Consider the following 15,148-nt stretch of genomic DNA (forward strand, 5'->3'; position numbering starts at 1 on the left):
ATGTTATAATTTTAAAGATATTGTCATTGGAGGAATGTAAATAAATGATTACAGTAAATAACGTTGGTTTGCGCTACGGCGATCGTAAACTGTTTGAAGATGTTAATATAAAATTCACGCCTGGTAACTGTTATGGATTGATTGGGGCAAATGGTGCCGGTAAATCCACATTCTTAAAAATTCTTTCCGGAGAAATTGAAGCACAATCCGGTGATGTGCATATGGGACCTGGCGAACGCCTGGCCGTTTTGAAACAAGATCATTTTGCTTTTGAAGAAGAAGAGGTCCTTAAAGTTGTCATCATGGGCCATGAAAGACTATACGAAGTCATGCAAGAAAAAGATGCAATCTATATGAAAGAAAACTTCACTGATGAAGACGGTATGAAAGCCGCCGAACTTGAAGGTGAATTCGCAGAACTTAACGGATGGGAAGCTGAACCTGAAGCATCCATCCTTTTAAAAGGTCTTGGCATCTCTGAAGACCTTCATACAAAGAAAATGGCTGAATTAACTGGTGGCGACAAAGTGAAAGTATTGCTTGCACAAGCCCTGTTTGGCAAGCCTGACGTTCTTTTACTTGATGAGCCTACCAACCACTTGGACATAAAAGCAATTAGATGGCTGGAAGAATTCTTGATTGGTTTCGAAAATACCGTTATCGTCGTTTCCCATGACCGTTACTTCCTTAATAAGGTATGTACACATATTGCGGATTTGGATTTCGGTAAAATCAAAATTTACATCGGTAACTATGACTTCTGGTATGAATCAAGCCAACTAGCTCTTAAATTGACACAAGATGCCAATAAGAAAAAAGAAGAAAAAATTAAAGAACTTCAAAATTTCATTGCCCGATTCAGTGCCAATGCTTCTAAATCAAGTCAAGCCACTTCACGTAAAAAATTATTGGATAAAATAAGTCTAGATGATATTCAACCATCATCCCGCCGTTATCCTTATGTAGGTTTTTCACCAGAGCGTGAAATTGGGAACGACCTCCTACGTGTAGATGGAATCACAAAGACCATTGATGGTGTGACCGTGTTGAATAACGTAAGCTTCATCATGAACAAAGAAGATAAAATTGCATTTGTCGGTAGAGATGAAATTGCTAAGACGACCATGTTCAAAATCCTTGCTGGAGAAATGGAACCAGATAGCGGTACTTACAAATGGGGTGTTACCACTTCACAAGCGTATTTCCCGAAAGACAACTCTGAATTCTTCGAAGGTGTCGATTTGACACTTGTTGATTGGTTGCGTCAGTACTCTCCTAATGATCAAAGTGAAAGCTTCCTGCGCGGTTTCCTAGGCAGAATGCTATTCTCCGGTGATGAAGTGACGAAAAAAGCCAGCGTACTATCAGGTGGAGAAAAAGTCCGCTGTATGCTTTCTAAAATGATGCTAAGTGGTTCTAATGTATTAATGCTTGATGAACCGACCAACCATCTTGATTTAGAATCTATCACAGCCTTGAATAACGGATTAATCAATTTCAAAGGAGCTATGATTTTCTCTTCTCATGATCACCAGTTCATTGAAACAGTTGCAAACCGTATAATCGAACTTACACCTAAAGGAACTATCGATAAGCAAATTAGCTATGATGAGTACCTTGAAGATAGCAAATTACAAAAGCAAATCGCTGACATGTATAAATAATAGAATATCAAAAAAAGCACACCTTTTTTAGGGTGTGCTTTTTTGCATTATAAAACGAATTAGGATTCAGGTAACCGATTAATTATTGATTGGAAAAGGAAAACCCAAACAGCACTACTGCTTATCCATGCTTTACACGTAACCGTTCACGAATGATCTCAATTGCTTCATCCACATTTTTAGCCTGGATTGTGATTTTTCGATCATCGGGAAAATGGTCGGCAGTATGTTGATACATAGGGTCATAGTAGTATTCAAGTAATAGTGCGACTGCCGACGAATAGTTACCGGATTTCAAATCATTTTCTATTTGAGCAGCAATGGGAGTATGAATCCGTCTTTTAATCCTTAAAAAGGCTTCTAGACACTCCTGTTCGTGTTCCCAAGGTTGATAGTCCTCTAAAATATGAAGAACTCTTTCTTCTATGGGTAAATCGATGAATACCTGTATTCCTTGTTCCTTTTTTGCTAAAACGGAATCGGGAATTATGACTTTACCAATCCTTTTACTTTCTCCTTCAATAAGAACAAAAGGTGATTGCTGAACTTTTTGGACGCTCTCGAGAAGTAATGAATCGAACTTTTTTTGATTATTCGGTTCCAGACCAATCTGGCCAAAAACAGACCCTCTATGATTTGCCATACCTTCAAAATCTAAAATAGGGTATCCATCTTCCCTAAGTCGATGCAGAATCGTCGTTTTTCCTGTTCCGGTAAAACCGTTCAATACATAGGCTTCGGGTTTCATGTCCAGTGTTTCTAAGTGATCTACCACCCAGTTACGATAGTTACGATACCCTCCATCCAATCGAAGGGCTTTAATTCCCATTAAGGATAGGACAGTGGCGGTGGTCCTGCTTCGCATACCCCCACGCCAACAAAAAACGGCTTTTTTGCCTTCTATCTTAGCAAAATCCTTTATAAACTGCGGTAATTTTACTGAAATAATTTCTAGACCTCGTTCTTTAGCAGCCTGGGCACTCACTTGTTTATACAGCGTTCCAACCTCTGCTCTTTCTGCATCATCAAAAAACGGTATATTTAAACTGCCAGGAATGGTGGCATCTTTATATTCAGATGGGGAACGTACATCAATTACCGTGAGTTCTTTCTTATCCTTTAAATCGAGCAATTCATCAACTGAAATATCTTGGAACACAATGTTTCCACCTTTCTGGATCTGTAAGAAAAACTTGAATATCTTCAAGCGTTGAGAAATGAGAATGGAAGAAATCAGCTTTCGTCGATTTCTTCCAAGCAAATTTTTCGTTAATTATATGACAACAATGTGTCCTGGATTCTCTTCGGTAACTTCACCAATTATTGCGGCTTCCACTCCTGCATCTAGTAAATCGGATAATAATGCATCTGCTTCTACACCTGCTACGGAAATCAAAAGTCCTCCAGATGTTACGGCATCACATAATATCCATTGATCTATCCGATCCATTGTTTCTGGGAAAGTGACATCACCTTGAAGATGGGCAAAGTTATTTTTTGTTCCCCCAGGCACGGCACCAGTTTCAGCTAGCTCTTTAACCCTCGGCAATATCGGCACTTGGGCATGATGGATACGAAGGCCGGTATTACTTCCTTTTGACATCTCTGAAGCATGCCCTAATAGACCAAAACCAGTAACGTCCGTACACGCATGGACATCATAGGATTCCATCGTTTCTGAAGCTATTTTATTTAACGTGGACATTACTTTTGTAACGTGGGCGATTTCTTCCTCTGTTAGAAGGTCCCTTTTAATCGATGTCGTTAAAATGCCCACACCAATAGGTTTAGTCAAAATAAGTTTATCCCCTGGTTTTGCCCCTGCATTTGTACGGACCTTGTCAGGATGAACAAGCCCCGTCACGGCAAGACCGAATTTTGGCTCATTGTCATCGATTGAATGTCCCCCGACAAGAGTGGCACCTGCTTCTTTTAACTTATCTCCTGCACCTCGTAAGATATCAGTCAAGACTTGTTTGTCCAATTTGGAAATTGGGAAGGCAACAATATTTAGCGCAGTTAGCGGTTTCCCCCCCATTGCGTAAATATCACTGATGGCATTGGCTGCCGCAACTTGTCCGAATGAATATGGATCATCAACGATGGGTGTGAAGAAATCAACGGTTTGTACAATCGCCAATTCATCATTTAAACGATAAACACCAGCATCATCACTTGTATCTAAACCAACTAATAAATTCGGGTTAGGAAGAGTAGGTGGTAAACCACGTAAAACCTGAGCCAAGTCTGCTGGGCCGATTTTACAGCCACAACCTCCTTTTGAGGATAATGAAGTAAGCTTAACACTATTTGAATTTGTCATAATTAAATCAACCTTTCTTTTCGTCTTAATTATTATAAAACACATAGTCAATAAAAGCATAATTCAGGCTTAAATTTGTGAAATTTACTATTTCACCAAAATAAATTAGAGATTAGTGGTATAATATATTGTCTTTTGAAATTTTTTTATTTTATTGGGAGGTAACCATGTCACAGCTAAGACCTACTCTACATGAACAACACTCGTCAAATACTAAAGCTTTGTGGTTTATCGTTTCATTTTTAGTAATCGCTATTGTAGGATTACTTTATATAAAATGGTGGCCCTATTATCAAAAAGGGATGCTAGCAGCCGATACACATTCCATTGGAACATCTATTTTGGGAGACCAGTCAAGCGCCACCCTATCATGGAAATCTGCCTGGGATTATGCACAGGTTTATTTTTCGTCCGTATGGAAAGCGGCCATACTAGGAATCCTGCTCGGCTCTTTGGTACAAGTCTTATTACCAACACAATGGCTTCTTAAATGGCTTGGGAAAACATCGTTCGGCAGCACATTCATCGGAGGGCTAGCTTCGGTCCCTGGTATGATGTGTACTTGTTGTTCAGCCCCAGTGGCGGTTGGACTACGTAAAAAAAATGTCTCGGTTGGTGCAGCTTTAGCATTTTGGATTGGAAATCCAACCATCAATCCTGCGACGCTTGTCTTTATGACATTTGTTTTATCATGGAAGTTCACGTTGATTCGCCTATTTTTCGGACTGATTTTAACTTTCGGAATCAGCTATTTAGCTAATCGCTTTGTTAAAGACAAACAACCGGTTGATATAGACCAGATAATAACGGACACTGAACCTACTGGAAACTTCCTTTCTAGATGGTTAAAAAGTTTAGGAAGTATGGTTCTTTACATTGTTCCTGCATATGTTCTATCTGTATTGCTTATAGGGGCTGCGCGTGTTTGGCTATTCCCTCAAGTAGACTCATCTACAAACGGTCTAATCGCCATTGTCATCTTTGCAATAGCCGGTATGCTTTTCGTTATACCTACTGCTGCTGAAATTCCAATTATACAAACGTTTATGTCTTTAGGACTTGGTGGAGGACCTGCTGCTGCCTTGCTACTAACACTACCAGCAATCAGTCTACCATCTTTAATACTTGTCGCTAAGTCATTCCCTAAAAGAGTCCTATTGTTTGTCGTGGCCTCTGTAGTGATTCTTGGAGTTATAAGTGGATTGGTAGGAATGGTCCTCTTATAAGCATGATTTTAATCGTTATTAAGTATAGTTTTTTTGGTAAAATCAAAGAACGGAATGGATTAGCTTAGGGCTAGTTCAATCCGTTCTTTTTTTACATCTCTTCTGTATGAACATTATCCCCATCTGACAACCCTCTAAACGTGAAAAGACTTGGACGATATAAGATCTGTCATAATCTAGAGGACTACCACTTAAGTTACCTTTTCTTTTGCCCCACTTCAAAAAAAACCCACAGAGAGAATGAAACTCTCTGTGGGTTCTCTTAAAAACAGGCCGACTTCTCAATTACTTTTCTTTTATTTCCTGGAGTTCAAACCTTATGGTCTTTTTATTAGAAGAATCAACAGATTCCTTTAAAATCTGACCTACACCCTTTGCATAATAGGTAAGATTGTATTCATCTGAACCATTTTCAGTCGTTCTAACCTTTACGACGTTATTAAAGGTTCCTGCTGGAGTTGTAACCGTTTCATCAACAGATTCAATGTTGAAAGTAAAAGGCTTGACATCCCACTTTTTGCCCACCTCTACCGGGTAAGCCAGTAGTTTATCGTCACCGTAAAATAAGCCATACTTGTTTTCCTTCTCTAAATAAGTATCCGCTCCATACCATGTATCATACCCTTTAGATGTTCCAATAAAGCTTAGTTCAAATTTAATATCTTTCTTTTTCTTTGCATTGTATTCCTGGACTATATATACTTTTTCCGTATCTTTCAGATAACTTGAATCTTTAGAAATTACAGTCGTATCAGCAGCTTCTTCAGAATTATTATCCGAGTTAAAAACTACCTTAGACACAAAAAACATCAATATAACAATAATAATGAGTGAAAGTGCAATTATGAGTTTTACTGGTTTTTTCAACGGTATCTTCCTTTACTCTAACTTTTTATTTTTTAAATCTTTTCAATCTTACCATATAAATATGATAGTGATAAAGTAAATACCATTTCTGTTTATTATTCCAGTATATATCATGTCATTTAATCATTTATTCCATTATCTTTGAATAGCTAAAAGGATATAAAGGTATATTGTTTTAAAGGAGTGAATACAGGTGGAATTAAATTTAGTAAAGCAAATTTTTGAAGATACAGGCTTTCAGTCATTATATGATAAATTCAGCTATCAACTTTATGTAACAGGATTATTCGACCTAGTAGATCAACAATCCATTATTGAAAAATTTCTGGATTCGTATGATTTCAATGAAAATCATACACTCCTTTTTGATGATTTCTCTTATTTCTTTAGAAGTTTTCATTACTCCCTTCAAAAGGCTGAGTATTGTTCTATTCTACAACCTGAATGGGATTAACAGTCCTACTTTAATGAAAAAAGTACCAAAGATGTACTGACGAGTTATGTATTCGACCATTAATTATCTAGTGTGAATACGGTATTGGACCAAACCCATGCTAGCTAATCTTTTTTAGATCCAGCCTTTTTCCTGAAATAATCATAGAGATATTCATTAAGTTCTTCATTCTCTATTCAGTGATCAAAATAATTATTCAAAAAGTGAAATAAGCCAAGGCATCTTTGGGAAAGTGCTTGGCCTATTTTGGTATCGAATTTTCAAGTGAAAATAATTGTATTCCCTATAGAACTTATTGAACTTTAGAGGTATATCCATTCGCCCTCTTTATAAACGTTACAACGACTCGCCAAGGATCATTAGCTTTTCTTGGGGTGACGGCATATCCTTTTGTTCAAACGACTGATGAACTCATGGGTTGTTAATGGATTATACTGCTACTAACTATAAGTATAGAAACCTTTTCCTGTTTTCCTTCCATATTCTCCATTAAAATATTTTTCTTTGATGACCCTTTGCGGCTTTTTTGATTCGTCGCCAGTTTCTTCATATAGGATTTGTCTGATATAATAATTCACATCAATTCCGGTTAAATCAAGCAAAGCAAACGGACCTATCGGGTGATTAAGCGCTTTCTTACAAGCAAGATCAATTTCCTCTACAGTCGCTACATCATTTTCTAGTAAATAAATTGCTTCATCAATTAGTGCACCCAAAATTCTATTAGCGACAAATCCGGAAATTTCCTTTTTTAATAAAATTGGAGTCTTGTTGATTTGTTTTACAAACTCAACCGCAGTGGCCGCTGTTTCGTTTGACGTATGGAGCCCCTTTACAACCTCCACCAATTCCATTACTAGCACAGGATTAAAGAAATGAAGATTACATACCTTGTGTGGACGCTTTGTCGCATCCGCTAGTTTCGAACTTACAATCGTCGAGCTATTCGTCGCGATAATCACATCCTCTGAAACCAATTTGTCTACTTCGGAAAATAATTGCCGTTTTACTTCCAAATTTTCCACAATGGCTTCAATCACAAATTCTGTATCGTTTAGTGCTTCTTCTAAAGACGTTACAAAATGCAGTCTTGAAAAAGCTTCTTCCACTTCTTGAGAAGATAATTTACCTTTGAGTATTCTTTTTTTCATATGACCATTCAATGATTCTTCTGCTTTTCTTAGGCTTTCTTCACTAATATCTCTTAAATAAACATCTATACCAGCAAGGGCTGAAACCATCGCAATTTGTGATCCCATAGCACCTGATCCAATGACAGTAAGGCGATTGATTATTTTTTTCAAAAACTCACTCCTCATGTTCTTTAATTTTATGATTAACAATGCGTGAAAGTTGTACGTTATTTATAAAATGCTTTGACACATTTTCTATCCTTCTTCAAGTGGAAGTATTTATCCCTTCCGTTTAGAGACTTTTTGAGCCTCATTTAAACCTATAGATTACCTGCATGAGTTAAATGTTAGTAGATTCTTTCTATAATAGTTCCATTAGCCATCCCACCACCTTCACAGATAGCTTGAAGTCCAAATCTACCACCAGTTCTTTCGAGTTCATGCATCATCGAAACCATAAGACGAGCACCTGTAGCACCAAGAGGATGACCTAAAGCAATTGCGCCACCATTTGGATTCAATTTTCTAGGGTCTGCTTCCATTTCTTCTAACCAACACATTGGAACTGACGCAAATGCTTCATTCACTTCATATACATCCATGTCTTCAATCGTTAGTCCTGCTTTATTTAATACTTGTTTAGAGGCTTCAATAGGTCCCGTCAACATTAAGATAGGATCAGAACCAATCACTGCACGGGCAGCGATTCGGAACCTAGGTTTAAGCCCTAATTCCTCCGCCTTCTCCTTGGACATAAGTAGTAATGCTGCGGCGCCGTCACTCATTTGACTTGAGTTGCCTGCATGAATTTTTCCATCCTCCGCAAATGCTGGTTTAAGGGTTCCTAGTTTTTCAATTGTTGATCCTTCCCGTGGACCCTCATCTTGTTTAACCTTGATAACTGTTCCGTCTTCAAGTGTGACCTTTAGAGGCATAATCTCCCTTTCAAACTTTCCTTCTCTTTGGGCATTCAATGCACGATTATGACTTTCTAGAGAAAACTCATCTAACTGTTTCCGGGTAAATTCCCATTTGTCTGCAATCTTTTCCGCAGACAACCCCTGGTGGATCATGTCGAAGCGAGAAGTCAGCATCTCACTCCAATCGGTATTTTTCCGCGATGATCCCATTGGGACACGAGTCATACTTTCCACACCGCCAGCGATCACAATATCCATATCCCCACTCATAATTGCTTGCGCCGCAAAATGTATCGCCTGTTGACCAGATCCACACTGGCGGTCAATTGTTGTCCCTGGTACCTGAATTGGAAAGCCTGCCATTAAGGCAGATATTCGGGCAATGTTATATGTTTGTTCTTCTATTTGGGTTACACAACCCAATATGACATCTTCTACGAGACTAGTGCTTATGCCCGCACGTACTACTACTTCGTTTAAAACATGAGCAGCTAATTCGTCCGGACGAATAGAACTGAGAACCCCTTTTCGTTTTCCAACAGGAGTCCGAACTCCCTCTATAATGACCACTTCACGCATATACATTCCTCCTAGTATGGATACTTAATAACTTTTATATGAAACTATTACTTTATTATTTTTTGTTACTCCAATACTTTAGATGAGACATTTTCAATAATTGTTTCCGATTTAAGATGGTTTACTCTTGCTATTCGAATCTCCTTATACCACCTTTCTATTGGCAAGTCACCAGCAAAACCAGCACCTCCATGAATTTGTAAGACATCATCCACAATTTTTGAAGCAGTTTCTGTAGCCTGAAGTTTCGCAGTTTGAGCAATTAGCTCCCAATCCTCTTCATTCTTATCGATCCTTTTTGCAGCATCTTGCACTATTAATCTAGCCGATTGCAACGAGATATACGCTTTCCCGAGCATATTTCGAATTGTTGGAAATTCAGCAAGCGGTTTTCCTCTCGTAATCCTCTTTTTCGCGAATTCTTTCCCATATTCAATAGCTTGAACGGAAACACCTAAGCATTTTGCGGCAAGTAAAACTTGTGATTCGGCTAACCACTGTTTTATAAATCTCGTTCCATCACCTATCGCACCAATACGTTGATTGTCACAAATTCGTGTTTGATTAAAAATAATAGAGTGTGCAGAATGTACATCAATTAAAGTCATTTCTTTCCTTTCCAATTGGTCAACAGAATCTAATAGAAAAAGAGTTGGTTTAAGCTCTCCACTTTCAAGTTGACAATTTACAAGGATAACACCAAAACCCGATGTATCTAGGTTTTGTATATAGGACTTTTCACCAGTGATGATCCAACTGTCTTGATCTCGAATAGCTGAAGTGGTTAATTTGGTTAAATCATTATCTTCAGCTTCCTCCCAAACTGCGATAAAACAGCCTTTTTCAGTTTTCATGGCAGGCTTTACAAAATAGTCCCGCTGTTTGTTCGTACACTCAGTTAAAAAACTTGGAAATGCCCCTCCGAACACATCTGCAGCTGGATGGTAAAGACCAAATGGGTGCTTGGAAGCTTCCTCTACTAATTTCGTTCTATCAAGTAAGGATATCGCCGCGCCGCCCCATTCCTCATTTGTACCGATTCCATCTAAACCATAATCATCAACTACTTGTTTTAAACGTTTAACGATTTCATTCGACAACTCTTTTCTATCTCTTTTGAATGACTTCTCAGCATCTTCTGCATAATCGCATAAAATGGATGATAAAATTTCTTTTACATTTTCTATCTCCGGTTTCAATAATTCGTTAGCCAAGGTCATTCCACCCCCATCATAATTTGGATTATTTTCTTAACTAATGGATACAGAAGAGTCTCAGCGAAGAATTTCTTTTCTCTGCGCCTTAGTGGCTTGTTCTAATAAATTCTTGATGCCTATATGCAATTTTCCAAACCGCTTATCTTTTGCCTCCCCGATTTTCCAACGATAATAGATTTGCTGAAGAATCACGGCAATTTTGTAAAAGGCGAAAGTCAAGTAATAGTCAATATGTGTGATATCCCGACCGCTTTTTTCACCATAAAGTTCTAATATTTCTCTTCTGGTAAAAAATCCAGGATTCATTGTAACGGATGATAACCCTGTCACTTTATCATCGGATTCGGTCCAATAGGCAAGTGTTGTACCTAAGTCGGTTAGTGGATCACCAATCGTACTTAACTCCCAATCAAAAACACCAATTACCTCTCCCGGGTCATAAGCTGCAAACATCATATTATTCAATTTAAAATCGTTATGAACAATGGTTGGCGAAAGAGAAGGTGGTATATTATCAAGAAGCCAATTTTCCAAAGAGCTGACAGCAGGAATATCATTTGTTTTCGCTTGGTGGAACCGCTTGATCCACCCATTCACCTGTCGACCTAAATAGCCATCTGGATAACCAATGGTATCTAACCCAGCAGTTTTATAATTAACAGCATGCAATTTGACTAGTGTATTAACCAAAGCTTTTGATGCACGTTGTCCTACGTTTTCCTTATTTTCATATTCATTTGGGATAGTTTCATCAAACACACACCCCTCTTTTTTCTCCATCACATAAAAGTGGCGTTCCATAATATTTGGGTCCGCACAGTATAAATACGGCTTTGGTGCAAGCGGGAAAGCACGATTCAATTTTTCAAGTATTTCGAACTCTCTTTTCATATCATGAGCCTTGGGAGGAATGGGACCAAATGGTGGCCTTCTCAAAACTCCTTGCCAGTCCCCAATAGAAATAAGGTAAGTTAAGTTCGAATATCCTGCTGAGAATTGGTTTACCTCAAGGGGGGAAGAACTGAGCCCTTGTATTTCTTGACGGAGATACTCCTCGACAATGGACCAATTAATCTCATTGACTTGTAGTTTGCTCATATAGTTTCTCCTTTGATTGGTAATTCTTTAATACCTGTCGAGCAACCACCATTCGGTGTACCTCATCCGCTCCATCATAAATTCGAGCGGCTCTTGCTTCTCTATATAACCCTTCTAGTGGTGTATTTGGCGTCAATCCCAACATTCCTAGATTTTGAATAGCTCGGTCGATGACATTATTTAAGACTTGAGCACCATATAACTTAGCAAGTGAAACTTCTTTCCTTGCTTGGTCCCCTTGGTCCATTTTCCAGGCAGCTTGTAGTGTTAGTAATCTGGAAGCCTGAATTTCTGCTTCTGAATCTGCAAGATCGTTTTGAATAATTTGCGAATCTGCCAGTGTTTTAGCCCCATCTTTTTTCGTTAAAGAATAGGCTATCATTTCATTCAAGGACCGTCGTGCTACACCTAGCCAGCGCATGCAGTGGGTAATCCTCCCAGGACCTAATCGAAGCTGAGCTAGTTTGAATCCATCTCCTCGTTTCCCCAGCAAATTATTCTCTGAAATTCGGCAATTATGAAACCGAACTTCACAATGTCCTCCTATATAATGATCTCCCATGACAGGAACTTCACGCACAATCTCAAAGCCTGGTGTCCCAGTATCTACAAGGAACAAGCTCGTGCGATGATGAGGCTCGGCTTCCGGGTCTGTTACGACCATCACAATGGCAAAAGCAGCTCCCTCTGCACCAGTGGTAAACCACTTATGGGCATTGATGATCCACTCGGTTCCATCTTTTATTGCTGTTCCTTGGAGTGTTCTTGGGTCAGAACCTGATACTTCCGGCTCCGTCATAGCAAAACAGGAACGAACTTCATAATCTGCCAGTGGCTTTAAATATTTTTGTTTTTGTTCCTCAGTCGCTGCATGAACTAAAATCTCACCGTTACCAGCATCAGGAGCCATTGAACCAAAAACATATGGGCCGATAGGACTTTGACCAATCACTTCTGACAGCAATCCTAATGAGACAAAACCCATTCCCATTCCACCTACATCCTTTGGTAGATGTCCAGCCCATAAACCATTATCTTTCACAATTTGTTGTAATGGCTTTAAGATTTCCTGAGGTAATCCACGATGCGGGATCATATATTTTTCATTTGGAAAAACATAATTGTGCATAATTTCGGTTGCTTTATCTACCATTGCTTTTTGCGCTCCATTTGGGGTAAAGTCAAACAAGATTATCCCTCCTTTTGTTTTTTTCTTCATTTATTTCATGATAGGGAAACATTGCCTCCCTAAAGAGAATACTTATTGAGCCAACCATCCACCATCTATATAAATCGTTTGCCCCGTGATAAAACTGCTAGCCTCCGAAGCTAGCAAAATAACAGCACCAGCTATCTCTTCTGGCTCTCCTAAACGATTCATCGGAGTCTTCCCAATCAGTTTGGCCCGGACCTTTGGATTGCTTAATTCTTGTCTATTCAACTCTGTTTCAATGTAGGCAGGGCCAATCGCATTCACTTGAATGCCATGTCTTACCCATTCAAGCGCCAGTGATCTTGTTAAATTAATTACTGCAGCTTTACTTGCCGTATAAGGAGCTATCCCATAATCACCGACAGCCCCCGCTACAGAGGCAAGGTTGATAATTTTCCCATACCCCTGCTCTTTCATTACCTTCCCCGCAGCTTGACAACAGAAAAACAGCGATTTTACGTTTAAATCCATTACCTTATCCCAATCATTCTCGGAGATATCGAAAGCTAGCTGCGTATGGGAGGTTCCTGCATTATTAACTAAAATATCGATTTTTCCGAAGTGTCTTACTACTTTCTCCATCATTTCTTTGGTTGCTGAGATATCTCGAAGGTTCGTTGGAATACTGATTGCCTCTCTTCCGTACTCTTTCACTTCGTTAACCACTTCTTTATTTTTTTCCTCATCTCGACTGACGATAACAATATCTGCACCAGCTTCCGCTAGCGCTAACGAAATCGCTTTTCCTAATCCGCGGTTGCCTCCAGTCACTATTGCCACTTTATTCTCTAAGTTAAATCTTCTCACTGATTCACATCCTTTTTTATTATTAACTAGAAGCGAATTTCCCTCCTTTACAAACAACGAGGCTAGATCAGTAATCTAAGTAACAAAAGAAAAAATTTTACACCTTATTGGTAAGAACCCGTAAAATTAGGTTTTGTTTTGTCAATGAAAGCACGAACCCCTTCTTGATGATCCTGTGTATTAAATACAATCCCTTGGACCATAGCTTCTTCATTGAGAATATCCTCCAATGAAGATTCCATACTGTGATTTAACATTGTTTTGGTTAACCCAATGGCAATAGGCGGATTAGCGACAAATGAATTCGCTAAGTCGGTGCAAAAATTCAACAGATTATCTTCCTCAACAACTTCTAGGCATATGCCATACTCTTTCGCTTCGCTTGCGGAAAGAATTCTATCTGAGAACGCAAGCTCCTTTGCTCTTGCCATCCCAACAATTCTTGGTAAATGATAGAGTGCCCCTAGATCAGGAACTAGGCCAACTTTATTAAAACTCAATCCAAATTTGGCCTTAGAGGAGGCAATCACAATATCACATGCGATTGCAATGCTGAATCCCGCTCCGATAGCAAAACCATTAACCGCCGCTATTACGGGTTTTTCCATATTAACCAATTCCTTTAGAAAGGAACTATGCTTTTGCATATATTTTCTCCCGCTGGCTGCAGAAGTCACTTTTGAAAACCCCTTTATATCGCCACCAGCACAAAAGGACCTCCCATTTCCTGTTAGAATAACAGCACGAATAGAAGAATCATTTTTTATAGAATTGAAGAAATGGTTCAACTTCTCAATGATTGCACCTGAAAGGGCATTGAGAGAATTAGGTTCATTCAGAGTGATTGTGGCTATCCCATTATTTACTTGCATTATGACCGCTTCATTTTCCATTGTAGTGCTCCCTCCCGGAAAGCTTTTTTAAACATGATAACCGCTCTTGTTGAAGTTTTTCCATTAAGTAATAAAATCCTTTACCTTCTTCTCCTAATAGATTTTCAGCTGGTACACGAGCTTCACCAAAGATGAGTTTAGATGTATCCGAAGAGTGTTGGCCAACCTTTTCTAACTGGCGTCCTTTAGAAAAGCCAGGCGTATCGCGTTCCACCTATCGGAACCCTTCTGTAATCATTGTAGTACCATCAGTAGTTCTAACAATTCGATTTCTCAAGGTAATCGGTCCCAGAGTAAAAGGAGAAAATTAATGTTGGTGTTTTGTTATCGTTTAATTACCCTCCTCTAACAAATTAGGAATTCAAAAAATGACCTTACATTCATAGTGCTTAAAAAATGTTTTCTAATACTTGAATCACCTTTCAATATTAATTGTAATAGATTGGAATTTAATTAGTCAATATATTTAGAATATTTTAAAAAATAAATTTTATATCCCGTTTCTTCCTGTTAAAAAGGTTTTTATGATAAATAATAATTTGGAAGTATTCTATCGATTTGATTCAATTACATTTCTCCTAATGATACGAAACTACTCATCCTTTTAAAATACTTTTTTCCTTTCTAGTTTCAAACTTATTACTAGCCTATCATCCCGCCATCAACGATATATAATGATTCTGTTACAAAAGAGGATTTCTCTTATAATAGAAAATTCATTACTGCTGATTCTTCCGGTTCCCCATACTGTCCT

General features: G+C 38.5%; 13 protein-coding genes and 1 pseudogene. 3 read left to right on the forward strand and 11 right to left on the reverse strand.

Annotated features, from left to right (window positions below; genetic code table 11):
• The first annotated feature begins 44 nt into the window (after positions 1-44).
• On the forward strand, positions 45-1,664 hold the full coding sequence (locus tag AC503W_RS10840) for an ABC-F family ATP-binding cassette domain-containing protein (RefSeq protein WP_402958671.1): 1,620 nt from the start codon (positions 45-47) through the stop codon (positions 1,662-1,664).
• Positions 1,665-1,785: 121 nt separating this feature from the next.
• On the opposite strand, the gene mnmH is transcribed toward AC503W_RS10840, so the two are convergent.
• Positions 1,786-2,823: a tRNA 2-selenouridine(34) synthase MnmH gene (gene mnmH, locus AC503W_RS10845; RefSeq protein WP_427688750.1), complete on the reverse strand. Its 1,038-nt coding sequence runs from the start codon at positions 2,821-2,823 to the stop codon at positions 1,786-1,788.
• Between the two features lie 114 nt (positions 2,824-2,937).
• Positions 2,938-3,987: a selenide, water dikinase SelD gene (gene selD, locus AC503W_RS10850; RefSeq protein ID WP_427688751.1), complete on the reverse strand. Its 1,050-nt coding sequence runs from the start codon at positions 3,985-3,987 to the stop codon at positions 2,938-2,940.
• Positions 3,988-4,154: 167 nt separating this feature from the next.
• On the opposite strand from selD, the gene AC503W_RS10855 reads away from it, so the two are divergent.
• Positions 4,155-5,213, forward strand: coding sequence for a permease (locus AC503W_RS10855; protein WP_427688753.1), 1,059 nt, complete (start codon positions 4,155-4,157; stop codon positions 5,211-5,213).
• Positions 5,214-5,498: 285 nt separating this feature from the next.
• On the opposite strand, the gene AC503W_RS10860 is transcribed toward AC503W_RS10855, so the two are convergent.
• Positions 5,499-6,080, reverse strand: a complete 582-nt coding sequence (locus tag AC503W_RS10860; protein WP_402868781.1) for a hypothetical protein — start codon at positions 6,078-6,080, stop codon at positions 5,499-5,501.
• A 193-nt stretch (positions 6,081-6,273) separates the two neighbouring features.
• Between AC503W_RS10860 and AC503W_RS10865 the strand changes: the two genes are divergently transcribed.
• Positions 6,274-6,534: a hypothetical protein gene (locus tag AC503W_RS10865; protein WP_494914165.1), complete on the forward strand. Its 261-nt coding sequence runs from the start codon at positions 6,274-6,276 to the stop codon at positions 6,532-6,534.
• Positions 6,535-6,974: 440 nt separating this feature from the next.
• On the opposite strand, the gene AC503W_RS10870 is transcribed toward AC503W_RS10865, so the two are convergent.
• From AC503W_RS10870 to AC503W_RS10905, 8 genes and pseudogenes are all read right to left on the reverse strand, one after another.
• Positions 6,975-7,838 (reverse strand): 3-hydroxyacyl-CoA dehydrogenase family protein, encoded by an 864-nt coding sequence (locus tag AC503W_RS10870; RefSeq protein WP_402868785.1) that lies wholly within the window; start codon positions 7,836-7,838, stop codon positions 6,975-6,977.
• Between the two features lie 176 nt (positions 7,839-8,014).
• A complete protein-coding gene (locus tag AC503W_RS10875; protein WP_402988383.1) occupies positions 8,015-9,166 on the reverse strand; it encodes a thiolase family protein in 1,152 nt (383 codons plus the stop codon).
• 65 nt (positions 9,167-9,231) lie between these two features.
• Positions 9,232-10,380, reverse strand: coding sequence for an acyl-CoA dehydrogenase family protein (locus AC503W_RS10880; RefSeq protein WP_494914166.1), 1,149 nt, complete (start codon positions 10,378-10,380; stop codon positions 9,232-9,234).
• A 60-nt stretch (positions 10,381-10,440) separates the two neighbouring features.
• Positions 10,441-11,481 (reverse strand): phosphotransferase family protein, encoded by a 1,041-nt coding sequence (locus AC503W_RS10885; protein ID WP_427688756.1) that lies wholly within the window; start codon positions 11,479-11,481, stop codon positions 10,441-10,443.
• Complete coding sequence (locus AC503W_RS10890) at positions 11,459-12,670, reverse strand: acyl-CoA dehydrogenase family protein (RefSeq protein WP_427688757.1); 1,212 nt, start codon at positions 12,668-12,670, stop codon at positions 11,459-11,461. Before AC503W_RS10890 ends, AC503W_RS10885 begins: the two co-directional genes overlap by 23 nt.
• A 72-nt stretch (positions 12,671-12,742) precedes the next feature.
• On the reverse strand, positions 12,743-13,501 hold the full coding sequence (locus tag AC503W_RS10895) for an SDR family NAD(P)-dependent oxidoreductase (protein ID WP_427688759.1): 759 nt from the start codon (positions 13,499-13,501) through the stop codon (positions 12,743-12,745).
• 104 nt (positions 13,502-13,605) lie between these two features.
• Positions 13,606-14,394, reverse strand: a complete 789-nt coding sequence (locus AC503W_RS10900) for an enoyl-CoA hydratase/isomerase family protein (RefSeq protein ID WP_427688761.1) — start codon at positions 14,392-14,394, stop codon at positions 13,606-13,608.
• 37 nt (positions 14,395-14,431) lie between these two features.
• Positions 14,432-14,608 (reverse strand): annotated as a pseudogene (locus AC503W_RS10905) (acyl-CoA dehydrogenase family protein); the annotation flags it as partial.
• Positions 14,609-15,148 lie beyond the last annotated feature (540 nt).

This window comes from Peribacillus suis, from assembly GCF_059384845.1.